Here is a 21,906-nt window from a genome sequence, read left to right as displayed (position 1 = left end):
GGACGGAAAAAAAGACCCAAGGTGGGCGGGTCGAAAAAATAAAACCCGCGCCTCGAAAGGCGCGGGCAGGTCGAGCTTAAGCCTGGGTTGCGTATTTCGCCAGACGGGCATCGCTTTTCAGTACAGCAATGGTGTTGTTGTGCACGTCGTCAGCGGTCACGTCAGCCTTGCTGAAGATCTGCTGGAAGTGCTCGTGGGTCACGGCCGCGAAGTGATCGCGATCTTCCGGCGCAACACCCAGTACCACCGCGTAGGTGGTCAGCGCTTCGCCGTTGCCTTTGGCCATGTCTTCGGACAGCTCGTTCATCATGCCATTCATGGCAATCCAGGACTTGCCGCCGTAGGTCAGGGCGCTGTTGGTGCTGCAACCGTTGGTGCCCGAGGTCATGCCGAAGGTGGCGTTACCCGAAGTACCGTTGGTGGTGGAGGCGAGGAAGTGGGCCGGAGTACCGCGCTGGCCTTCGAACAACATGTTGCCCCAACCGCAGTTCGGGCCACCTGGTGCTTCTGCCATTGCATTGAGGGAGACGACGGTGAAGAGAGTACCAAGAAGGATCCGTTTCATAGCTTTGTTCTCTTTGTGTGCAAACCAATGGACAAGGGTTCAGGTGCTCAACGCACCCTAGGGGCCAGTTATTAGTCCAACCCGCGCAGTTTGGAGTTTAGGCACGTTCCCAGGGTTCCGTGTTTTTTTATAAACATTCAGTGGCGGGTGATTTTTTTGCAGGACGCGTGCCGTGGCTATGCTTTCCCGAAAGCGCGCCTTGCCAGAGCGCTCAACCGGGAGCCAGAATGCCCCATCTGCCCCGCCTGATGTAAGGAAGCCCGATGCCTGATCCTGTTGCTGCCAGCTTGCGTCTAGCGCCCGAAGCGCTGACTCGCCCTTTCTCCGCTGAACAGTTCAGCTTCTCGACCACCAATGATTTGGAGCCCTTTCGCGGTGTGCTTGGCCAGGAACGTGCGGTTGAAGCCTTGCAGTTCGGCGTGGCCATGCCACGCCCCGGTTACAACGTGTTTGTCATGGGCGAGCCGGGCACCGGCCGCTTTTCGTTCGTCAAACGCTACCTCAAAGCCGAAGGCAAGCGCCTGCAAACCCCGGCGGACTGGGTTTATGTGAATAATTTCGATGAGCCCCGCGAGCCCCGCGCCCTGGAATTGCCGGGTGGCGCCGCCGCGGCGTTTATCGCCGATATCAACGCCCTGGTCGACAACCTGGTCGCCACCTTCCCGGCGGTGTTCGAGCACCCGACTTATCAACAGCGTAAAAGCGCCATCGACCGGGCGTTCAACCAGCGCTACGACAAAGCGCTGGACGTGATCGAGCGCCTGGCCCTGGAAAAAGACGTGGCGCTGTACCGCGACAGCTCCAATATCGCCTTTACGCCGATGCTCGACGGCAAGGCGCTGGACGAAGCCGAGTTTTCGCAACTGCCGGAAGTCGATCGCGAGCGCTTCCACACCGATATCTCCGAGCTGGAAGAGCGCCTCAACGAAGAGCTGGCCAGCCTGCCGCAGTGGAAGCGTGAGTCCAACAACCAGCTGCGCCAGTTCAACGAAGAAACCATCACCCTGGCCCTGCAGCCTTTGCTGGCGCCGTTGTCGGAAAAATACGCAGAAAACGCCGGCGTCTGTGGCTACCTGCAGGCCATGCAGGTGTACCTGCTCAAAACCGTGGTGGAGCAATTGGTGGACGACGCCAAGACCGACGCCCAGGCGCGCAAGCTGCTCGAAGAGCAGTACTGCCCGAGCCTGGTGGTGGGCCACTCGGTCAACGGCGGCGCGCCGGTGGTGTTTGAACCGCACCCGACCTACGACAACCTGTTCGGCCGTATCGAATACAGCACCGACCAGGGCGCGCTCTACACCACCTATCGCCAGTTGCGTCCAGGTGCGTTGCACCGCGCCAACGGCGGTTTCCTGATTCTGGAAGCCGAAAAAATGCTCAGCGAACCCTTTGTGTGGGATGCGCTCAAGCGTTCCCTGCAATCGCGCAAGCTGAAGATGGAATCGCCCCTGGGCGAACTCGGCCGCCTGGCCACCGTGACCCTCAACCCGCAGATGATTCCCTTGCAGGTCAAGGTGATCATCATCGGCTCGCGCCAGTTGTATTACGCCTTGCAGGACGCCGACCCGGACTTCCAGGAGATGTTCCGCGTATTGGTGGACTTCGACGAAGACATCCCCATGGTCGACGAGAGCCTGGAGCAGTTCGCCCAGTTGCTCAAAACCCGTACCTCGGAAGAAGGCATGGCGCCGCTGACTTCGGACGCGGTGGCGCGCCTGGCGACCTACAGCGCACGCCTGGCCGAACATCAGGGGCGCTTGTCGGCGCGTATTGGTGATTTGTTCCAGTTGGTGAGCGAGGCGGACTTTATTCGCCACCTGGCCGGCGACGAAATGACCGATGCCGGGCATATCGAGCGCGCCCTCAAGGCCAAGGCCACGCGCACCGGCCGCGTGTCGGCGCGGATCCTCGACGACATGCTCGCCGGCGTCATCCTGATCGACACCGCCGGCGCCGCTGTGGGCAAGTGCAACGGCTTGACGGTACTGGAGGTCGGCGACTCGGCATTCGGCGTGCCGGCGCGGATTTCCGCCACGGTGTACCCAGGTGGTAGCGGTATTGTCGACATCGAGCGCGAAGTTAACCTCGGCCAGCCGATTCACTCCAAGGGCGTGATGATCCTCACCGGTTACCTGGGCAGCCGCTATGCCCAGGAATTCCCGTTGGCCATCTCCGCCAGTATTGCCCTGGAGCAGTCCTACGGCTATGTGGACGGCGACAGTGCGTCCCTGGGCGAGGCGTGCACCTTGATCTCGGCTCTGTCGAAGACGCCGCTCAAGCAATGTTTTGCCATCACCGGCTCGATCAACCAGTTTGGTGAAGTGCAGGCGGTGGGCGGGGTCAACGAGAAGATCGAAGGCTTCTTCCGCCTCTGCGAAGCCCGTGGGTTGACTGGTGAGCAGGGTGCGATCATCCCTCAGGCCAACGTCGCCACGCTGATGCTCGACGAGAAGGTGTTGCAGGCCGTGCGTGCCGGGCAATTCCATATCTATGCGGTGCGCCAGGCGGATGAGGCCTTGAGCCTGCTGGTGGGCGAGGATGCCGGTGAGCCGGACGCCGAGGGGCAGTTCCCGGAAGGCACCGTGAATGCGCGGGTGGTGGAGCGCCTGCGCGCGATTGCCGAGATGATCAGTGAGGAAGATTTGAAGGAGGCGGAAAAGGAGCTGGCGCAGCAGGCGTTGGCCGAAGCCAAGCCGACCTGATTGCTGTCATCACTCGGCTAAGGTGGGAGCTGGCTTGCCTGCGATAGCGGTGTATCAGCCAACTGGGAGGTTGGCTATGAGTCTGTCATCGCAGGCAAGCCAGCTCCCACAGTGGTCCGTGGTGTTTCGGGGCGCGTTTAGCGTGCCACAAAATTGACTCCATTCTCGGGGACCAACGCCCGTTGGTCCCTACAACCTTGGTTTGTCGTGTTTTTCTTCTATTCTCAGACTCAGGGATATCCACAGGAGTCGTAGGATAGAAACAGCCTCGCCGTGCGCTGGGGCTGAACACCGATCTACCGAGGGGCGCCGCCATGTCGCGCAACCTTTGCCTTACTCGCCAGTGCCTGGGCCTGGTCACCCGTATCGAATGCTCCATTCGCCCTCTCGCCGGGGATAACGGGATGTGGACGCTGTTGTTTGCCGCCGGCATGTCGGGCGAGCAGCCTTCCACCGTCAAATCCCAGGGCCCGTTCCATGGGCCCTTCGTGGCAGAACGCATGCTGGGCACCATCGTTGATAGCCTGACCTTGCACGGCTACGAGCAAATGGACGAGCCGCAGATCTGGTGCCTGCACCTGCAGGCTCATCTGCGCCAACTCAATGGCGGCCAGGAGCGGCTGGCCCTCTGAGGATCGTTCCCACGCTCCGCGTGGTAACGCCGCCCCGGACGCTCCGCGTCCACCCAGGGCTATTTGCTCTCAGGCCTGTCCAGCTTCACCTCAAAACCGTACTGCACGGTGCTGAGGTCGGTGCGCTGGTAACTTTCCAGCGTGGTCGGCTGGCCGTAGAAGTAATGCACGTCAAACATCGCCGTGCCGTATTCCTCGGCGCGGTGGCTGACGCCGAGGATCTCCTTGAGGTAATTGCCGCTGGCGTCCTTGGCGTAGAAGCGCCAGCTGTCGGCGGGGAAGTCCTTCTGGTCGACGATCAGCGCGTTGTCCTTGAGCGACAGGCCCTTGGGCAGCTTGGCGGCGTCAATCGTGGCCTTCTCGATGGTGGCCAAAAACAACGGTACCGAGCCCACCACAAACGCCGGTGTTTCCGGGAACAGGTTGAGGTCGTAGGTGAGCGTGCCGCTGACGGCATTCAGCTCGAACGCCTCGGTCGGCAGCTCGATAGGCTCGCCGCGCTCGCCCTTGTCGTCGGCGGTGAAGAAGGTGATAGGCGCGTCACTGTTGTTGCGCTCGGCACCGACCAGGTCGTCATTGAAGGTGAACGGGTGGTCGAACACGATTTTTGCGGCACTGGCGTCTTCGGTCGATTGGCTGATGGTGACGCTGTTTTTCAGCTGGTCCTCGGTCATCGAGGCATCTTTGAGCCAACTGGCGGCGCCGTCGTCATACACCGTGACCGGCATTGGCAGGGGCTGTACGGTCTTTTGCAGGCTGTTCCTGTCAAAGCGCATCACCGGCAGGTCCAGGTCTTTACGGGTGAGCGTGGCCTTGGAGAAATCCAGCACATTCACCTGCAGGTTATCGATCAGCCCGTTGAAATACACCTTGGCGTAATGGCTGGTCTGCTGGCGCTCGAAGGCTTTTTGCGCGTCGGTGAGCTGTTTATCGAAGGCATCGGACCACGCGGTCTGTTTTTGCATCTCGGCCAGTTGTTTTTCATAGAACGCCACTTGCGCGGCACTCTCGTTGATCGAGCCTGAGCGGGTCAGAAACTGCCCGGTGCTGTCCCGTGCCTGCACCAGCAGTGGGTTGGGTGACGCATCGCCCACTTCGGCGGCCAGGGGCTGGCTGTTGGTCAGTTCAATCTCGGCGTAGTTCTTTTCCAGCGTCAGCAGGTTGAGGGTGATATTGCCGTCGGTGCGTTTATGGCCCACGTCTTGTTTGGTCAGGTCGAACGTCAGCACCTTACCCGGGGTGATCACCTCCACCGCGCCCTTGAGGCTGATGGGTTGTGGCTGGCTCTTGTTTTCCGTCTCGATCCCTTCGATAAACGGGTAGGTCACCGTCAGGTCGTCGGGGTTGGTCAGGTTGGAGCTGCTGGGGCTCAGTTGGATGCCGGGGTCGGTTTCTGACCACTCCGGCTGGAAGGGAATGACTTTATTGTTGCTCAGGGTGACCGACTGCCATTCCAGGCCATGGGGGAACGGGAACTGGTCCGGGGCGTTGAAGTTGAACGGGAAGACAGGCTGCAAATCCGTCAGGTAGTCGGAATGCGAGGTTTTGCGCAGCACGAACAGGCCATTGATGTAGGTGTTCACCAGCGCTTGGGGCGTAGGGTAATGCTTGAGCAGGGCCAGGCTGTCTTCGCCGTATTCGGCTTCGATGGGCTTGCTGGCGAGCTTGACGCGCGCACGTTCCAGCAACAACAGCGAGCCGCCCAGGTCCGCAATGGCATCGCGCAGCTTGGGGTCCTGAATAGTGTCCAGGGACTGTTCGAACTTTGTGGTTTTCTCTTCGAGGGTCGCCTGCTTCTGCTCTTCTTTGGGGGAGCAGCCGCTGGCCATCAGCAACGCCGCGCACAGGCCGAAAGTGGCCAAAGGGGATCGCACATCCATCATCTGAGTTTTCCTGTCCGACATCATCGAGCCGAGTGAATGGCCTCGACACTAGCAGAAAAATTCTCTTACAGATGCCACTTGGGTCAGTTTTCTCGCGGTGACAGGGGCCGGGTGGCGGCTGGTATACTCGGCGCCATTTTTAGCCAAGCTGTGTGAGATTCAATGGAACGCTTTATCGAAAATACAATGTACGCCTCGCGTTGGCTGCTGGCGCCGATCTACCTGGGCCTGTCCCTGGGCTTGCTGGTCCTGGCGCTGAAATTCTTCCAGGAAATCATTCACGTGATTCCCAACATCTTCACCATGTTGGAAGCCGAAGTGATCCTGCTGCTGCTGTCGTTGATCGACATGGCCCTGGTCGGTGGCTTGCTGGTGATGGTGATGATTTCCGGCTACGAGAACTTCGTCTCGCAGCTGGATATCGACGAAAACAAAGAAAAGCTCAACTGGCTGGGCACCATGGACTCTTCGTCGCTGAAGATGAAAGTGGCGGCCTCCATCGTGGCGATTTCCTCCATCCACCTGCTGCGGATCTTCATGGACGCCAAGAACGTCGATCCACAGCACCTGATGTGGTACGTGATCATCCACATGACGTTCGTGGTCTCGGCGTTTGCCATGGGCTACCTGGACAAACTCACCAAGCATTGATACCCCGCGCCGGCCTTACTGCTCCACGAAGTAGTAAGGCTGGCGGTTGACTGCCATTTGCTTGATCACCGTGACCGGCTCTTTCAGCCGGTCGGTGTGGTCCGTCAACGCCACGTTGCCGGGCTTGGCGCTGAGGAAGGTACGCAGTTCGGCTTCGGTGTTCAGGATCGGCAAGTAGGCCTGCAGGTAGAACACGCTGGCGCCGTCGATGCGCTCGTTGGGTTGATACATCGCTACCGTCCTGCCTTCGTCTTGCAGGGCCTGGATCTGACTCATCACTGGTACGAATGAATGGCGCACATCGGCTTTGGGTGCAAACCAGAACGCTGCGCTCAGGTAGCAGGCGATGGCCAGGGCGAAAACCCCGCCAATAATGCGCCGATGATAACGGTACAGCCCCGGCTTATGGTCTTTGACCCACTCCAACAGCACCCGCGCATATTCGGCGGCTAATACCGCGGCGGCTGGCGTCAGCGCCATCAAGTACACCGTGCGTTTGCTGGAAGCCAAGGTCAGCAGAGTGAACTGCGCCACCAGCCACACACTGAAAAACAACCGATAGCGGTTACGCACCAGGCTTTTGCGGAAGTGCCACAGGCCCAGGTACACCAGGATGTTCCAGGGCAGGAAGGCCTCGGGTAGTTTCGCGAGGTAATAGTAAAACGGCTCGTAATGCCCGGCTTCTACGAACGAACCACTGAAGCGCCCGACGCTATTGGTCCATAACACTTCACCCACCGCCTGCATCCCACCGCGCTGAAACAGAAACCCCAGCCAGATCAGCAACGGCACCAACGCCAACAAGGTGAACAGCGCCGGCTTGAGCCAATCGCCCAGCCGCAGGCGCTTATCCATTAGGCTGGTGCTGAACAGGTACACGAAAATCACAATGCCCGGCATCGCCAGGCCCAACACGCCCTTGCTCAACGTAGCGATGACCATCCCGGCGGTAAACAACGCCCAGGCCCAGGTACTCGAACCTTCGCGCTCGGGCCGTACCGCCTGGTAAAACCCCAGCAGGGCCGCGGTGACACCGAGGCTGAGCAACGAATCCTCACCCACACCCCGCACATTGCCCCAATAACTGGCCATGGTCGCCAGGATCAGCGCAGCGCTGAACGCCAGCGTCTGCGGCCGCCCAAAACGCCGCAGCATCCCGTACAACAGCATCACACTGAACAACCCGGCAAACGCTGAGGCCAGGCGCACCGCCCCGGTGCTAGCGCCAAACAAACGAATCGCCCCGGCATCCAGCCATAGGCTCAGGGGCGGTTTTTCCAAGAAGGGTTCACGAAACAGGCGCGGCACCACCCAGTCATTGTCCAGGTGCATCGCCATGGCGATCCCGGACACCCTGGCTTCGGTAGAGCCTTGCAGCTCGTGGTTGCCGAGGGCAAAGAAGAACAACAGAGCAGCAAGCAAGAGCAGCAGGGGAGCGGGGCGCGTCATGGAGTCTGGCTACCGAGGCATGAGACCGATCGGGCGACCGGTCATGGGTAGTCAGGGAGTATACGAGCGCGATTCTTAACCTTTGGTGAACGGCCGTGGGGTTTTTCTCCGGCGGATCAAGGCAGTTTCAAGCTGGGCACTGCCGCTTTGCCTTGTGCGGTCAGCACCGGCTCCAACTGCTCCCAGGTGAAGGCCAAGTCGTTGTCGCAACCGTCACCATTGGCCGGTGTCGAGAGTTGCAGGCCCTGGGTGTTGAAGCTGAGGTGAAAGTTGGAATAATCGGTGATCGCCGGGCAGCCCTCGTCGGTGGTGGTTTGCTTGGCCAGCCAAGTGCTGAAGGCGGCCGGCAGCTTCAAATGGCCGGAATAGGCGTCATGCCATTGCTGATGGCCGCCGAGCCAAGCCCATGGGTCCACACTCTCGCCGGTTTGCAGGTTCCAGGAGTGCAGGCCCCAACTGATGCCCATGGCGCCTTGGCCCGCGGCCCAGCGGTAGAACCGCACGGTGAGAAATTGCGATGACCAATAGGCAGGCTCAACCTCGATCTCACTGGTATAGACCGAACCGTTTCGACCCAGGTATTCACGCCGTTCATAAAAATAGTCGGTTAGATCTTCGTCATTGACGGCCAACGCGGCGAGTTGCTGGTTGATCTTCTGCACCGCCGGGCTGTCACCCTCCAGCTTGAGCGTGACGCGGGGGCCTTGGGTCTTGAGCTGGTAGGTGTGGTTGTGGAAAGTCTTCTTCTCAGTCTTGATCGGCAGCGGCGCGGCTTCCATGGGCGCGTTATAGGCATCGCTACCGCAGCCGTCCGTACCAATGCGGCGCAGGGCCAGTGGCAGCGGCGCACCGCCATCGGTTTTGCTCCAGGCACCCGAAAGGGTATCGGCCTGAGGTTTTTGCAGGGCCCAGAAACCGGTGCTTCCTTCCTCCACCCACGGCGCGTTGTCGTTGGCCTGAGTCAACTGGATAGGGGTACGGATGCGCTGGTAGTAATAACTGCCATGCTCCCCGTCGGCGCCGTTGAAACAGACGGTGATAGCGGATTTGCCCAAGGTGCCTTGCCAAACCCCGGCCAACTCGGCAGCGGTGGCGAGTGAAGGGATGACGGCGAGGGCGATGACGGCGAAGGGCTTGAACACGGGTATCTGACTTCCGGTTGTCTGATAAAGGCCGTCAGGGTAATGGGAAGTGTGAGGGGATGCCAGCGGGCGAGATGCGCTGAGGCGTCTCGCCCGTTTGCGTGTTTTAGGGGTGTGGCGGATGGGTAGTGAATGGTTGGGTGTTCAAGACTCGTTCTACCAGTAGCTCACCCAGAACGATCAATTGTTGGGCGGCGAGCAACTTGTGGCGGTGCGCACCTTCAAGTTCGAAAGCCAGGTCGGTGGTCATGGCGTTGAGGGAGGCTAGGGTTTCGCTGGCTTGGATTAGCAGGGTTTCGGGGTGGATGTTTTCGGCGAGGGTGAAGAGGGTGGTTGGGGGATTGGGGGTGATTTTTTTCATGGCTGAAACTCCTTGATTGATGGAGTCGCCAGACATCGCTGCTAAACGAAAAGGGTGGCGACCGTACGCGGGTTAGCAGACCAGGAATCAAGGAACCCGGCGCACCCGAAAGTGCCCCACGCACAGCCGCCATGACACGAACCAGCGGATGCTGAAAGCATCGCTCGCACGGATGGTGGCTTTGCAGGCCTTGATATTAACCGAGCTGCTAAACCCGGTCGCTGATTTTGCAGCGACAGGGGGAGGCTAGGCTTGTTGGGTGGGGGGCGCTAGTTCATCAATAGCGCGGCGTCTTGCGGGAAAATTCCGAAGCCCGGTCCTGTACCGCTTCTAGACGCGCGACACAATGGAAGCCGTGAAGTTGAGCTCAGTCCTTGGCTTCCAGGCATGGCTTTTTAACGTGCACCCCTGGATCAGCTTCCAGGTTACCCGCAATTGCGATTTCAGTGGCCTCATCGCGTTGGTGTCGCATATCTGGTCGTATAGCCCACCACTCCGGACTCTTAATGACATCGGCGCCGGTGATATCCCTGATCATCTTCACAATGTCGAAGGATCGAAGGCCATCTACGTGTTCGCTAAGACTGCTGGTCGTATTGGCCCACATGGGATCCAGAACGAAGTCGATCCCTTTCATCCTTGCCAGCTTTGCCGCAGGTACGAAATCAGCGTCGCCGGCCACCAAAACAATGACGTCAACCAGCCGGTCCATGGCCAGGGTCGTGATATCCATGCCCAGTTTGGTATCTACGCTTTTCTGCTCCACGTTGTAGTGAAAGTCTGCATTGGTGAGCTCGCTCCAAGCCTTTTGGCCATTTAGCAAAGCTTTGAGTGAGTGGGAGTTGAGCCGCCATTCTCCACTTTTCGCTAGCTCGCCGAGCCTGAGCGCTGTTTTCCTGCTGCACCTGAGATTGTCATGAAGGGCACGTCGTAACTGGTAGGGCGGATGCGTATTGAAGTTCAAATGCCCTGGTGTTTTGTGACCTGGTGGTATGAGCGGGAGGCGTACCTGATTGGAGGGCGGAGGACAGTCGTAGTAATAGACTCGGTAGAGTTCCCGGCGGGCGGATCGCTCGTCCTCAATGTGAAGCCTGACCAGCTTCCTGATGATCTGCGCCAAATTTTCCGCGTTCGGCAGCAGGCTGTCCCGGAAATACTTTCGCCCGAAGAACAGCACGCGTTGAAAGAAAAAACCACCATCTATGAGAACAGCTGTTCGCTTCACTCACTTTTCTCCGGGCAAAAAAAAGCTCAGGACTGCTGGGCAGGTTCTAACAATTGCCTGCGCGCTGTACTGAGCTGGTAGATAGTTTTGTTCAGTCGCCGCCTGAGCGTCAAGGACAAGATGAAGCCATCTTAGAGCTGGGCGCTACCATTGCTGCGACAGTTGAAGGTTATCTGCGGCAGGCGGAGTTGACCAGTTCACCAAAAGCGCGGCATCTTGCAGGAAAATTCCGAAGCCCAGCCCTGTTGACCTCCCTCGTCGTCAGGCTCTGTTAAAAGCTCCAGTCCTCAGCCTGAACTAACTGGCAGAGCGGCCCGTTGAGCGTGGCATTGTGATGAGCCACGATGGCCTCGGCTTTCATCAAAGGCGTATCAGAACAGGTATGACCGTCGGCGATAAGTACCGCATCGAAGCCAAGATCACGCGCGGCACGGCAGGTACTGTCGACGCAGTATTGCGTTTTCATCCCGGTGATTACCACGCCGGAGGCGCCGCTGGAGCGCAGATTGTCCGCCAGGTCAGTCATTGCAAAAGCGTTAGGCCGACGTTTTTCGAACACCACTTCCCCACCCAGCAACTTCAGTTCCTGTGCAATCAGCGTAAGCGGGCTGCCGGGTTCGATTGGCGAGCCAGCGGGGCCGATGTGGCGAGCGAGAAAAATCGGCGCACCTGCGCTACGGGCCTTGTCCATCAGGGTATTGAGCGTTTCCAACAGCTCGTCGCAGCGCCATGGTTTTTCTGGGCCGTGGATGAGTCCGACTTGGATATCCAGTATCAACAGGGCGTACATAGGTGCATCTCCTTGCGTGTGAACCAGCGACACAAGGCATAAAAAAAGGCCCTGTCCATCGCTGGCGGGCCTTTGAAGTTCGTTTGTTGTTGCTTCACGACACCTCGCACGCTCCGCTTGATGCGGTCGTGGTGGTGGTTGTCGAGGTGAGGCAATGGGTAGTCATAAGGTGACATTAGCAGTGTGGTGGATGGAACTCTAGGCAAAAAAAGACATTGTTGGACGACTTTTTTTGTTTAATTGGCGGGTCGGGGGAAACTGAAACAAGTGGGTGTCTACCTGTTATTGCTGGTTAATAATTATTGGGTAATCTAGCTTGGAATACAGTTGGAACGCTGCGTGTATTGGATTCCGATGGACGGTGCAATTTGAGCTGCCTCTTAATCCGTCGGGATTGAACCTATCAAGCGAATGGCAGTGAAAACGTCAGCCATGGCTGGGGAAGAGTTGCTGTTAATTGTTTCGCGCCACCCGCCTCAGACTGCTTTGAATAGTCTTTCGGACTGCATGGAAATGGAGTGCGGAAAGCCTATAGGCTCAGGTTACGGTTAACTAATCGCTGGGGACGAGCAGGTCGGAGAAGTTGGGCCATGAGACGTATTTTTGGGTGCGATCCGGGATCGTTTCCAGAAGCCAGTTCATGCCCGCTTCCGGTCCGCGTATTCCGCACTCCCAGAGCTCGATCACTCGCCAGCCTAACCTGAGCAGTTCGTCTCGGTTCCTGATGTCACGCTTCACGTTCTGATCGAATTTCGTCTGCCAGAAATACTCGCGGGTCTTTGGGGTCGCGGCGTATCTACAGCCCGGATGCCTGTGCCAGAAGCAACCATGAACGAAGATGCAGACACGATGACGAGGGAGTACGACATCGGGTTTGCCTGGAAGATTTCGCTGATGCAAGCGATACCTGAAGCCTTGCCGGTGAAGCAGTTTCCTGACCTTCATCTCTGGCAATGTATCGCTGCCGCGGATGCCCGCCATCATTCGAGACCTGACTTCTCTGCTGACTATGTCCATGAACACCCCCCAGATGAGCTTGCCTCTGGCGCAGGATACCTCCTTGGGAAAAACTATTCCGCTTCGTGAGCCAATTCAAGTTGTGGCTTCTTCGCAGGTCCCGGAGGGCTGGGGAAGGCTTTGCCTCATCAGGCAAAGGTGAGCGATTAGATATCGTCGTTTAGGTCGAGATATACCCCGTTGCCCGTAAACCTTGATGCTAAGGGGATTCTTTCGCCGATGAGGCTGGCTAATTGTGAAGGTTCACGCGACCTGCGCAGGCGACATCTCGCGGCATTTTCATTACACTCTGACACCATGTAGCATTTAGCGTCCGGTTGACAATTCGTCAAACCGGGATGCGCGTGGTATGAGCATGCCTGAGCCGCCGACCTTCTCCGCTCCGTGCAGCTGGTCTCGGCGCATGTTCCCTATGAGAGATACCGGATGTCCATCCAGACCGAGCTGCGCAAATCGCAGCCCAGCAATACCTACGAAAAGCCCATTGCCCAGGCTGCAGACCTGTCCCCCTCGACTGGCAAGAATTCCCGCGCCTCTACCCCAGACGACGAGCTGATACGCAGCAAACTGCAGCGTATTCAGGAAAATGGCGAAATCCGCTACATGGACATGTTCGCAGGCTGTGGCGGCATATCCCTTGGCTTCCTGACCGCCGGGTTTACACCGGTCGCATCGATCGAAATGGACCCGTGGGCTGCGAAGTCGCACGGAGCTAACTTTGGCTCGCACTCGGTGGGGGGCGATAAGGAAGCGCACCACGCCCCGCGCGACGCGGTAACCGAAACCGCTGACACTGTCTTCGGCGATCTCGGGCTGCTGGGTGCAACGGACCGCCAGATTGATGTTCTCGTCGGCGGGCCACCCTGTCAGGCGTTCGCCCGTGTAGGCCGGGCTAAGCTCCGCGAACAGGCCCGCCTGCGCGAAGAGGTGACCGCAGACGAAGCTTTCTTGGTGGATGGGCGGGTCAGCCTGTGGGAACGCTACGTTGCGTTCATCCGAGCGACAAAGCCTGTTGCGCTTCTGATGGAGAACGTGCCAGACATCCTCAACCATGGCGGCACCAATGTTGCCGAGCTCGTTTCCAAAAGCCTTGCCGAAGAAGGCTACGACGTAGCCTACACACTGCTGAACTCCGTCTGGTACGGCGTTCCGCAGATGCGGGAACGCATGATTTTGGTAGGCTTCCATCGTTCTACCGGCATCAAGCCAAAATTTCCGGTGCCAACGCACCACTTGGTTCTGCCATCCGGCTATACCAGTTCCAAGAATGCTGCGAGGCGAGTTATCAAAGCCGAAGGCTCAGCGCACCACCGCTGGATTCCCGATCCAGCTCCCGACTCTCCCGCGGCCACATCGGCCTCTGATGCGCTGGCAGATCTGCCGCACCTGTTCGCTGAAGAAATGCTTCGCTCGGGTGCCATTCGTCGCGGGGCGAAAGACCCGTCAGAACCTGTAGAGTACACAGCAAAAAAGCCGTCGAATGCCTATTCGCGGCTGATGCGGGAGTGGCACGGATTTGCGACCAAGTCTACGACTGGCCATGTTTTTCGCTATCTGCCGCGCGACTACAAGATCTTCGCCGAGATTCAGCCTGGCTGGGAGTACCCGCAGGTGCATGCCTATGTAGAACAGAAAATTGCGAACTGGCTTGCCGACCGAAGGATACTCGGGTTGCCCACCGACCCGAGAAACGCAGACGTCAGCACATACATTACGTCCTGGCGCATCCCGTATGACCCGGGAAAGTTTCCGAACAAGTGGTGGAAGCTCCGCCCCGACGCCCCGGTACGTACGCTGATGGCTCATCTTGGCAAGGACTCATATTCCCACATCCACTTCGACTCGAAACAGGCACGCACCATCACCGTCCGTGAGGCTGCGCGGCTCCAGTCATTTCCTGACGGTTTCGTTTTCAAGGGATCGATGAATCCAGCATTCAAGCAGATCGGCAATGCCGTGCCACCGCTCTTTGCATATGCGATCGCTCGTGGAATGCGGGAGTGCTTGGGGGCACCGGAGACAATGGACATGCGTGTAGCACTGTTCGATTTGGAGCAATCACAAATCAAGACTACTGAGGGCAGTAAGTGAAGTTCACCATTCTCCGACTGCTGACTCATTCCGAACTCGGCATGTTTCATGAGTACCGTCGTCAGGGGAAGGAACGCGCCAAGCAGCGTTCCATCAACTTCGACTTGGACGTCGTCAACAGGGTTTTTCCTTCAGCAGAGAACCCTGACACCATCGCAATCACCTGCCGGCGTCTCGAAGACGAAGTTACCGTGGTTGAGATTGCTTCATGGCTCAAGCGGCAGCACAAAAATTGGAGATTCGAAGGCGATTGCCCGAAAAGCTCTTTCTACAGTTTCGTCGACCCAGGCGTTCTGTTCGCAATGGTGGTTGACGCCTCGACCACCCCGGCCAATGCATCCTGGGTTGTCATCCCTGCGGACCACCCAGCCTGCTCTTCGATCCTCGGCCATGGAGAGAGCACTCGTCTCGGCAAATCCGCAATGATCGCGTTGTATGGTGATGAAGGCCAGCACTGCCAGGCAGTACTCTCGGAGCATTTCCCGCAGCTATTCAAGGAGGCAGAAACAGTGTCCGTGACGTCACCAAAAGAAAACGACAACAACGGCAACGATGATGACGCTGCACCGGACCCGCTCGGTCTCTTCAATATCCTGGCACGTGCTGGGCACAGCCTGCCCAGCGCCGTCGCCGATCTGGTGGACAACAGCCTGTCGCATGGCGCTCGGGAGATCGACATCACTTTTCCGAGCCCCAACGCGGGCGGTCGGTGGATGTGCATTCGCGATGACGGCACGGGCATGACTCCATCGGGTCTGCGCGACGCCATGAAGATCGGGCACCAGCGTAAATATGACGACGGCGATCTGGGCAAGTTTGGCTATGGGCTGAAGGGGGCGGCCTGGTCCCAGGCCGATCGACTGACGGTAGTATCGAAAGTTGCCGGAAACGAGAGCACGACACTCACCTGGGACAAGGACCATCTCGCCAAGACGCGCCGTTGGGCGCTTCTGAGCGATCCGGTAGCACCCGAGCATACCTCGGCAGTGAATCTCGGCGACTCGGGCACGGCCGTGCTGCTCACACAGATGCGCCCCTCGATGGAGCCTGCAAGAGGCAGGGCAGATTCTCCCTACGCGCAGGAACTCGCTGCCATCAAGTCGCACCTCGAACTGGTCTTCCACCGTTACCTTGAAGGCAAGGCGCGGGGGCGCGAGAAGGTTGTCATACGGCTGAACGATGAGGTTCTGTGTGCCAATAACCCCATGGGGCACCCGTTGACGAAAGAGTACGACCAGCATCGCATCGAGCTTCCCTGCGCCTCCCCGGACAAGATGCCTGTCCTCTATGTTCGTGCGTACGTCACGCCAAACGAGGAAGAGTTCGACGAGTACATCAAGGATCTGCCGCCGCTGGAGCAACGCGTCGAACGCGACCGCCACACCCTGAATGGCCGCGCAAACGATGCTCAGGGCCTTTACTTCTATCGTCTTGACCGCCTTATCAAATGGGGCGGCTGGGAAGATCTCTTCGCCAAGGATGAGCACACCAAGCTGATTCGTGTCGCAGTCGACTTCGATAGGCTGGCAGATGAGCAACTGCAGGTAGATATCAGCAAGCAGCTCATTCGCCTGCCCTTTGCGATCACCAAGCCCCTCGGAGACCTGATCAAGGCCCCTCGCGCAGCAGCCCGCCTCCGGTACAACAAGAAGGAAAAACCTGCGCCGACTCCGAGAGGAGGCGGCAAGACTGTGTCGCCGGCTGGCACGCCAGCGCCAGGCGGCTTGCTGCCTGCAACTACAGCAGAGGGAGGCATCCCCGTGGCGGCGCCTGCTCCGGCCCCGGCTGCAAAGAAGGACAAAACTTCAATACGCCTTGTCAGCAGCGGCGACAAGCCATGGCAGCGCAAGACCGGATTCAAGGGGGAGGAAGTCGAGGTCACGCCGCTGATGCCGACGCTGGTGACGCTCGTGCAGCTCATCGACAAAGATGCCGAGGCCAAGACGGCTTTGTCTGAATTCCTTCGCGCACTGGAAACGGCCGGTGTCCCGGACCAGCTGTCGGACAAGGCCTGATGCAGGTCCGGCTTCCGCTTCACCTTACACTGAAGCCCAGGCTGGCCCTGTGGACTGACGCAACCGCCTGGACCAACTGGTCCCGGCATGAAGCCTATCTGCGAGCCCAGCCCAAATGGAAGCCACACCAGATTGCTTCGGTCGCGGAAGAGTCACTGCGGATCATCTCGAAGACCACACCGGTAGGTCGTCCTGAATTCCAATGTCGCGGTCTGGTCGTCGGATACGTTCAGTCCGGCAAGACCGCCAACTTCACGGCTGTGGCAGCGCGCGCGGCCGATGTCGGCTACCGTCTGATCATCGTTCTTTCAGGCATTCACGACTCACTTCGGAACCAGACGCAGAAGCGCCTGGATCTGGAGCTGGCTGGGACCGGCGTCGACTGGATCACGCTGACCGATGAAACTTCAGACTTTCGTGAGCCGGAGGTGGCCGACGGATTCGCGTCGACCGGTACCGTTCTGATCGTCGCGAAGAAGATCACGCCGATCCTGAAACGGCTCAACCAGTGGTTCGGCAAACTCGAAGGCCGGCTTGCTGATGTACCTGTTCTTCTCATCGATGACGAAGCCGATCAGGCCTCAATCAATACACGCGGAAATCGGCGCGACCCCAGTATCGACACCGACACCGAATCGGATGACGACACGGCCCCGTCACTGACCAACGCCCTGATTCGCGACATTCTCAAAAAGATTCCGCGGGCCACATACATCGCCTACACGGCTACGCCATTCGCCAACATCCTTATCGACCCAGACGCCAGCGACAGCCAGGTCGGCGAAGACCTATTCCCCAAGGACTTCGTCGTGCAGCTTCCGCGACCGGACGGCTACACGGGAACGGAAGAGCTTTTCGGTGTCAGTTCGCAGGGCCGCGATGTACTGCGCCCTGTAGGCTCGGCGGATGTGAAGGCTCTGAAGCCGAAGCCGCGCAAAAGGAGCGAGGCGATTGTTGTCCGGGGACCGCTGGATCTTCCCCAGTCGCTCGCCGATGCCCTGCTGACCTTTGCACTTGTTGGCGCTATCAGACTGCAGCGCGGCCAGGTGGGTAAGCCGAACACGATGCTCGTGCACGTATCCCGGCTCCAGGAGGACCAGATGCGCATTGGAGAGGCGATCCAGGAACAGATCCGCAACTGGTTCCATCATGAGAGCGCCGAACCCGGCGTGCTCAAACAGATGTTCCGGTCAACGCTCGCAGGGTTGGGACCGGTATATTTGCCTTGCAGCGAAGAAACTCTAATGGAAGAGGCCGTGACGAACTTGGCTCGTCTGGTCGTCGTTGTGCTCAACAGTACGACGGGCGACGAACTGGAATACGACGCGAAGCCTGGACGGCAGCTCGTTGCAGTGGGCGGCAATCGGCTGTCGCGCGGATTGACGCTTGAGGGGCTCACGATCGCATACTTCCTGCGCACTACAACACTGGCAGACGCTCTGCTTCAGATGGCCCGCTGGTATGGGTTCAGGACAGGCTATGAAGACCTGATCCGCATCTGGACAACCGAAGGCATCGCTCAGTGGTTTGTGGAGCTGGCGCTGGTCGAAGAATCCCTGCGTAACTCCATCACGGCACTGAACAAGGCCGGCCGCAGGCCTGACCAGATGGCCATCCGGATGCGCGCCCATTCAAAGCTCCTCCTTACCAGCAAGAACAAGAGCAGGATGCAGGCGGATGATGCGCGGTCATGGTCTGGCGAAAACCCGCAGACGATTCTGTTTCCCATGCAGGACCGGGAACTGCTGGAACGGAACTTGGACTTGGCGTCCGCCCTACTGCGACAGCACCCCCCGACACAAGATGCACACGGCGGTGCCATAGCACACGATGTGCCGGCCGAGGACATCGCACTGTTCCTTAGGCGTTATGAGGGACACCCGAACAGCATTGCATTTCTGGGCGCAGAGATTGCCGACTGGATCCTGGAGCGAACTGAAGCGGGGGAGCTGACGAACTGGACCGTGTTCGTAGCCAACCCGGAGCGGGAACGACAGGTACTTCTGGGCGGAAGGCCTTTCGGCCTTGTTCGACGTTCTTTGCAGGCCAACGAGTCGATCGGCATCTTGATCGATCCACGCCATGAAGGTGTCGACCTGCATGGCGGGCCGGGGAACTACCGCGCTGGCTCAGGCTTCAATGCACGGGCAATGCGCGAGGAGCGACCCGCGCAGCAGGGCTTGCTCCTGCTCTACCCCCTGGATCCCGAGCCGCTCCGCGCGCCAACACAGGCAGTGCTGGGCCTCGCACTTTCTCTGCCTCGCACTGCGGACGGCGAACAACGGCTTGTCGTGAACCGTGGGGTACGCAATGGTTGAGATCACGCAGGACCGCTGGGCAAGTCTGCGCGAGCAGCGGCTTCCGTATGAGGACATCTACGAACAGGCAGCCGAAGACCTGGAAGCAGCGCTGATCGGAGTGTCAGACGACGGACGCCTGCACCTGCTGCTGGCCATCGATGTCGCCCCACAAAACCTGCCGCCGGACCTGCAGAGTCTTCAAGTCCGCATCCTGGAGGGCGGACACACTTGGCTGGACGTTTCCGCACGCAGCCATCACGAAGAACTGCTTACGCTGGTAGCCAACAAGGTCCTCCACGCTATCCGCATTGAAGGCCGCGATCCTGCTGTCTCGGTTGAACGCATCATCGACGACATGCGTGCGGCATTGCGCCCGCTCGCACCGGACCTTAGCGCGGCTGAGCAGATCGGTCTTTTCGGCGAACTCTGGGTGCTGTCCAACGTGCTGCTCCCGTCCATCGGTCCTCGCGTCAGCCACCTTTGGAGTGGTCCTGAAAGCGAACGTCATGATTTCGTCGGACAGGGCGTCCACGTCGAAGTGAAAACCACTACTCGATCGGAACCGAAGCACGAAATATCTCGTTTCGATCAGTTGAAGGCGCCCGCCGACAAGCGCCTCCTGTTTGTCAGCGTCATGTTGGAGCGCAGTCTTGGTGGCGACGAAACACTGGCAGACCGCGTCGATGAAATTCGAGAGAAACTGGTATCCGATGGGCGTGCGCTAGATGTTTTCGATTCACGCCTAGGACAACTCGGTTGGCACGAGGGCCTACGACAGGCAGGCGCACTCCTCCGGTTCACATTCCGCGATGTCCATGTCTTCGAAGTTGCAGGTAGCTTCCCCAGACTCCCCGATGACTACGTGCCGCCACTCGGTGTGACAGGCGTTAGGTACAGCATCAATGTCGGCAGCCTGCCGTCGCTCGATATATCGGAGGTTCAGGAAGTTCTGTTAACCGCCTAACGCGTCACCCGACGCCTTAGGTCATGATCTCGTTTAGCCGCTGGCTAAAACGTTTGACCGTCTCCAGGCTGCCTTTCGCTTCGTTGGACGAAGCGACCCGATCACCATCGGCACGGTGATTTTCGCGAGGGGGGGGGTCTTCAAAACTGGGAAACGTCCAGTTTGAGCGAGCGCCACATGCCTTCGGGATAAGCAGGTGTGACGGAATCCTTCTTCAATTCGAACCAGGCGGCGGTCACCTTCTCGAAAGTGCGTTCAGTCTAAGCAAGCTTGGCTTGCCTTACCTCATCACGCTGGGTTTTGGGATCAGTGTCCAAAGCGAGAAGTTTACGCGCCTCTGCGCAGCTTTCTTCCAGGCGTTGGCTCGCGAGAGGTAAAGCGCCATATTTTTACGGTTTCTGGTCTGGGGCTCGCGGTAATTGAAACTCCACATCATCGAGCCGCTCGCGCGTACTCGAAGCTACAAGCCATTTCCGAAATTTTTACCAGTTGCTTTGATGGCCTTGAGCTAGAGATCGGAGAGGCGGGTTGCTTTAGTAGGTATGGGGTACCTCAGCACGGTTTTAGTATCCTGAAAAACAGCATTTGGCAGTCCGAGATACCAACGCGGGTGGAACTCCGAGACTTTCCAAAGCCCCCGTAAGCACTGAAGCCCATGTATCCACTGGATTCCAGACACAAAAAAAGACGTCCAGAGACGTCTTTTTTCGTTCAATTGGCAGGGGCGATCTGAACCCCTACATACTGCTATCTACATGCCATCCAGCGTCAAGGTTGGTATAAAGCCTTCACTCAGAAACTTGACCGCCGACCTGGGCGTACACCATTTGCGAGCACACTTGAGGGACTGCTGGCCTCTCTACGGTGCCGATATTCGTTTGGCCCCAGCGCCCAAGCATCGTCAATATACTGAAAGTAGTTACGGAATGAGTCTTGCAGATTTTTCTTCAGGTCGAGGAGGTACTCTTCTTCGAGCATGACCTTCACGCTAAACTTGTCATCGGTAATTACATTGTCGCAAATTTTTTGCCAGATCCTGGTTTTTCGGTCTCTCTCGGCTTCGTCGTAGTCTCCATTGACGATGACCGCCACAAAACCCTTGTGCTCCAAAGCATATAGAACGCATGGTGCGATCAAGTCAGCGAAGAATGCTGCTTCGAGAAGAGCAATAATTCGATCATCATGATCGCGGTCCCAAACAACGGCAATACGCTGCAGTTTAATGGGCGCTTCAGGCGCAATAAATAGAGGGAGGGAGAGAATGGAATAGTGCGCTTCCAGTGCACCGACGTTGTACTGCTCATCGTATACAGTTTGGAAGAAATCAGAATATTTCGGAAGGTCGTCGCGATAGCGAGAGCGCATAGATGCACCTATGTTTTAGTAATTGCCAATTACAGCGCTGCCTTTTCGGGGACAACGCGATCCGAGTGAATTAAAGTGCTTCTAGGCCCTTTTTGTCAATACCGTGACCCCATATTAATTCGGCGCGGTCACCGGCGCTTTATCTGCCGCGGGCATCCTGCGTCTGGACACTCGGCCGATCATCAGCCAGTCGGTATGCTCCATTTGCCTAGCCACCCACATTGGAAAAGGGGGCTGGAAAAGGGCACGGACTTATTTTTCACTGGATTCCAGACACAAAAAAAGACGTCCAAGGACGTCTTTTCTCGTTCAATTGGTGGAGCCGGGGGGATTTGAACCCCCGTCCGCCAGTACTCCGCTGTCGGTACTACATGCGTAGCCGTTTCTATTAAGTTAACCCTCAGCGACCCGAAGGGCAGGGTGCTTTGGGCGAGTTGTGTAAGTTTTAGCCGCTTCGTCCACAACGTACTGCACGGCGATTCTGTTCTATATGACAATCACTTTGGGTTTACAGACATCCCCTGGTGATTGCTGGACCCGAAGGTACCAGAAGCTCAGGGCTAAGGCTGCTTACGCAGCGAGAGCGAATTCCTGGCCGTAGTTTTCGTCATTGGCAACTATAAGAAGTTGCAACAGTGGATTTACGAGTTCTGTTACCAACTCGGCATGCACCTAAAGTTTCGCGACCGGCGTCGAATCCTAAACGGCCCCGTGCTTGTAACTCGTTGTTTCTTAGTGAGTGACAAGCCTGTGC

Annotated in this window: 16 protein-coding genes, 1 other RNA gene and 1 pseudogene; 7 read left to right on the top strand and 11 right to left on the bottom strand. The window is 58.2% G+C overall.

Features of this window, described 5'->3' with window-relative positions:
• Nucleotides 1–76 precede the first annotated feature (76 nt).
• Nucleotides 77–565 carry a DUF3015 domain-containing protein gene (locus MHH62_RS20275; RefSeq protein WP_003194274.1) on the bottom strand — a complete coding sequence of 163 codons (489 nt, stop codon included), beginning with the start codon at nucleotides 563–565 and terminating at the stop codon, nucleotides 77–79.
• Nucleotides 566–828: 263 nt separating this feature from the next.
• Between MHH62_RS20275 and MHH62_RS20270 the strand changes: the two genes are divergently transcribed.
• Nucleotides 829–3,267: an ATP-binding protein gene (locus MHH62_RS20270; RefSeq protein WP_103451265.1), complete on the top strand. Its 2,439-nt coding sequence runs from the start codon at nucleotides 829–831 to the stop codon at nucleotides 3,265–3,267.
• A 314-nt stretch (nucleotides 3,268–3,581) separates the two neighbouring features.
• Entirely contained in the window at nucleotides 3,582–3,899 is a 318-nt protein-coding gene (locus MHH62_RS20265) for a hypothetical protein (RefSeq protein WP_003194269.1), read from the top strand.
• A 59-nt stretch (nucleotides 3,900–3,958) separates the two neighbouring features.
• Here the strand turns inward: MHH62_RS20265 and MHH62_RS20260 are convergent, their stop codons facing one another.
• The gene (locus tag MHH62_RS20260) at nucleotides 3,959–5,782 is read right to left on the bottom strand and encodes a hypothetical protein (RefSeq protein WP_339231748.1); all 1,824 of its coding nucleotides are present in this window, start codon (nucleotides 5,780–5,782) and stop codon (nucleotides 3,959–3,961) included.
• Between the two features lie 162 nt (nucleotides 5,783–5,944).
• Here MHH62_RS20260 and MHH62_RS20255 point away from each other — a divergent pair, with 162 nt between their 5' ends.
• Nucleotides 5,945–6,433 carry a TIGR00645 family protein gene (locus tag MHH62_RS20255; protein ID WP_014719996.1) on the top strand — a complete coding sequence of 163 codons (489 nt, stop codon included), beginning with the start codon at nucleotides 5,945–5,947 and terminating at the stop codon, nucleotides 6,431–6,433.
• A gap of 15 nt (nucleotides 6,434–6,448) precedes the next feature.
• On the opposite strand, the gene MHH62_RS20250 is transcribed toward MHH62_RS20255, so the two are convergent.
• The 6 genes from MHH62_RS20250 to MHH62_RS20225 form a co-directional block, all read right to left on the bottom strand.
• Entirely contained in the window at nucleotides 6,449–7,882 is a 1,434-nt protein-coding gene (locus tag MHH62_RS20250) for a glycosyltransferase family 39 protein (RefSeq protein WP_339231746.1), read from the bottom strand.
• A 116-nt stretch (nucleotides 7,883–7,998) separates the two neighbouring features.
• On the bottom strand, nucleotides 7,999–9,024 hold the full coding sequence (locus MHH62_RS20245; protein ID WP_339231744.1) for a hypothetical protein: 1,026 nt from the start codon (nucleotides 9,022–9,024) through the stop codon (nucleotides 7,999–8,001).
• Between the two features lie 106 nt (nucleotides 9,025–9,130).
• Nucleotides 9,131–9,385: a DUF6124 family protein gene (locus MHH62_RS20240; protein WP_073844124.1), complete on the bottom strand. Its 255-nt coding sequence runs from the start codon at nucleotides 9,383–9,385 to the stop codon at nucleotides 9,131–9,133.
• Between the two features lie 367 nt (nucleotides 9,386–9,752).
• Entirely contained in the window at nucleotides 9,753–10,610 is an 858-nt protein-coding gene (locus MHH62_RS20235; protein ID WP_198790911.1) for an NYN domain-containing protein, read from the bottom strand.
• A 271-nt stretch (nucleotides 10,611–10,881) separates the two neighbouring features.
• Nucleotides 10,882–11,400: a cysteine hydrolase family protein gene (locus MHH62_RS20230; protein WP_339231740.1), complete on the bottom strand. Its 519-nt coding sequence runs from the start codon at nucleotides 11,398–11,400 to the stop codon at nucleotides 10,882–10,884.
• 552 nt (nucleotides 11,401–11,952) lie between these two features.
• Nucleotides 11,953–12,417, bottom strand: coding sequence for a very short patch repair endonuclease (locus MHH62_RS20225; protein WP_294168063.1), 465 nt, complete (start codon nucleotides 12,415–12,417; stop codon nucleotides 11,953–11,955).
• A gap of 426 nt (nucleotides 12,418–12,843) precedes the next feature.
• On the opposite strand from MHH62_RS20225, the gene MHH62_RS20220 reads away from it, so the two are divergent.
• The 4 genes from MHH62_RS20220 to MHH62_RS20205 are packed head-to-tail and all read left to right on the top strand — an operon-like array spanning nucleotide 12,844 to nucleotide 19,787.
• The gene (locus tag MHH62_RS20220) at nucleotides 12,844–14,508 is read left to right on the top strand and encodes a DNA cytosine methyltransferase (protein ID WP_339231737.1); all 1,665 of its coding nucleotides are present in this window, start codon (nucleotides 12,844–12,846) and stop codon (nucleotides 14,506–14,508) included.
• The gene (locus MHH62_RS20215; protein WP_294168068.1) at nucleotides 14,505–16,523 is read left to right on the top strand and encodes an ATP-binding protein; all 2,019 of its coding nucleotides are present in this window, start codon (nucleotides 14,505–14,507) and stop codon (nucleotides 16,521–16,523) included. The genes MHH62_RS20220 and MHH62_RS20215 overlap by 4 nt, the downstream gene beginning before the upstream one ends.
• Nucleotides 16,523–18,841, top strand: a complete 2,319-nt coding sequence (locus tag MHH62_RS20210; RefSeq protein ID WP_294168071.1) for a Z1 domain-containing protein — start codon at nucleotides 16,523–16,525, stop codon at nucleotides 18,839–18,841. Before MHH62_RS20215 ends, MHH62_RS20210 begins: the two co-directional genes overlap by 1 nt.
• On the top strand, nucleotides 18,834–19,787 hold the full coding sequence (locus tag MHH62_RS20205; RefSeq protein WP_294168074.1) for a PD-(D/E)XK motif protein: 954 nt from the start codon (nucleotides 18,834–18,836) through the stop codon (nucleotides 19,785–19,787). Before MHH62_RS20210 ends, MHH62_RS20205 begins: the two co-directional genes overlap by 8 nt.
• 19 nt (nucleotides 19,788–19,806) lie before the next feature.
• Here MHH62_RS20205 and MHH62_RS20200 read toward each other — a convergent pair.
• From MHH62_RS20200 to ssrA, 3 genes and pseudogenes are all read right to left on the bottom strand, one after another.
• A pseudogene (locus MHH62_RS20200) lies at nucleotides 19,807–20,286 on the bottom strand (integrase arm-type DNA-binding domain-containing protein); the annotation flags it as partial.
• A gap of 293 nt (nucleotides 20,287–20,579) precedes the next feature.
• Nucleotides 20,580–21,152: a hypothetical protein gene (locus MHH62_RS20195; protein WP_294363109.1), complete on the bottom strand. Its 573-nt coding sequence runs from the start codon at nucleotides 21,150–21,152 to the stop codon at nucleotides 20,580–20,582.
• Nucleotides 21,153–21,466: 314 nt separating this feature from the next.
• Nucleotides 21,467–21,863: a transfer-messenger RNA gene (gene ssrA, locus MHH62_RS20190) on the bottom strand.
• Nucleotides 21,864–21,906: the final 43 nt, after the last annotated feature.

Source organism: Pseudomonas sp. FSL L8-0168, assembly GCF_037976155.1.
Classification (GTDB): Bacteria; Pseudomonadota; Gammaproteobacteria; order Pseudomonadales; family Pseudomonadaceae; genus Aquipseudomonas; species Aquipseudomonas paracarnis.
The sequence above is the reverse complement of the archived record's forward strand: the minus strand, read 5'-3'. Positions and strand labels throughout refer to the sequence as shown.

Bases quoted from the DNA above. Each gene is read 5' to 3' on its own strand.
- MHH62_RS20275 (WP_003194274.1), bottom strand. From the start codon at position 565: ATGAAACGGATCCTTCTTGGTACTCTCTTCACCGTCGTCTCCCTCAAT.
- MHH62_RS20270 (WP_103451265.1), top strand. From the start codon at position 829: ATGCCTGATCCTGTTGCTGCCAGCTTGCGTCTAGCGCCCGAAGCGCTG.
- MHH62_RS20265 (WP_003194269.1), top strand. From the start codon at position 3,582: ATGTCGCGCAACCTTTGCCTTACTCGCCAGTGCCTGGGCCTGGTCACC.
- MHH62_RS20260 (WP_339231748.1), bottom strand. From the start codon at position 5,782: ATGATGGATGTGCGATCCCCTTTGGCCACTTTCGGCCTGTGCGCGGCG.
- MHH62_RS20255 (WP_014719996.1), top strand. From the start codon at position 5,945: ATGGAACGCTTTATCGAAAATACAATGTACGCCTCGCGTTGGCTGCTG.
- MHH62_RS20250 (WP_339231746.1), bottom strand. From the start codon at position 7,882: ATGACGCGCCCCGCTCCCCTGCTGCTCTTGCTTGCTGCTCTGTTGTTC.
- MHH62_RS20240 (WP_073844124.1), bottom strand. From the start codon at position 9,385: ATGAAAAAAATCACCCCCAATCCCCCAACCACCCTCTTCACCCTCGCC.
- MHH62_RS20230 (WP_339231740.1), bottom strand. From the start codon at position 11,400: ATGTACGCCCTGTTGATACTGGATATCCAAGTCGGACTCATCCACGGC.
- MHH62_RS20225 (WP_294168063.1), bottom strand. From the start codon at position 12,417: ATGGACATAGTCAGCAGAGAAGTCAGGTCTCGAATGATGGCGGGCATC.
- MHH62_RS20220 (WP_339231737.1), top strand. From the start codon at position 12,844: ATGTCCATCCAGACCGAGCTGCGCAAATCGCAGCCCAGCAATACCTAC.
- MHH62_RS20210 (WP_294168071.1), top strand. From the start codon at position 16,523: ATGCAGGTCCGGCTTCCGCTTCACCTTACACTGAAGCCCAGGCTGGCC.
- MHH62_RS20205 (WP_294168074.1), top strand. From the start codon at position 18,834: ATGGTTGAGATCACGCAGGACCGCTGGGCAAGTCTGCGCGAGCAGCGG.
- MHH62_RS20195 (WP_294363109.1), bottom strand. From the start codon at position 21,152: ATGCGCTCTCGCTATCGCGACGACCTTCCGAAATATTCTGATTTCTTC.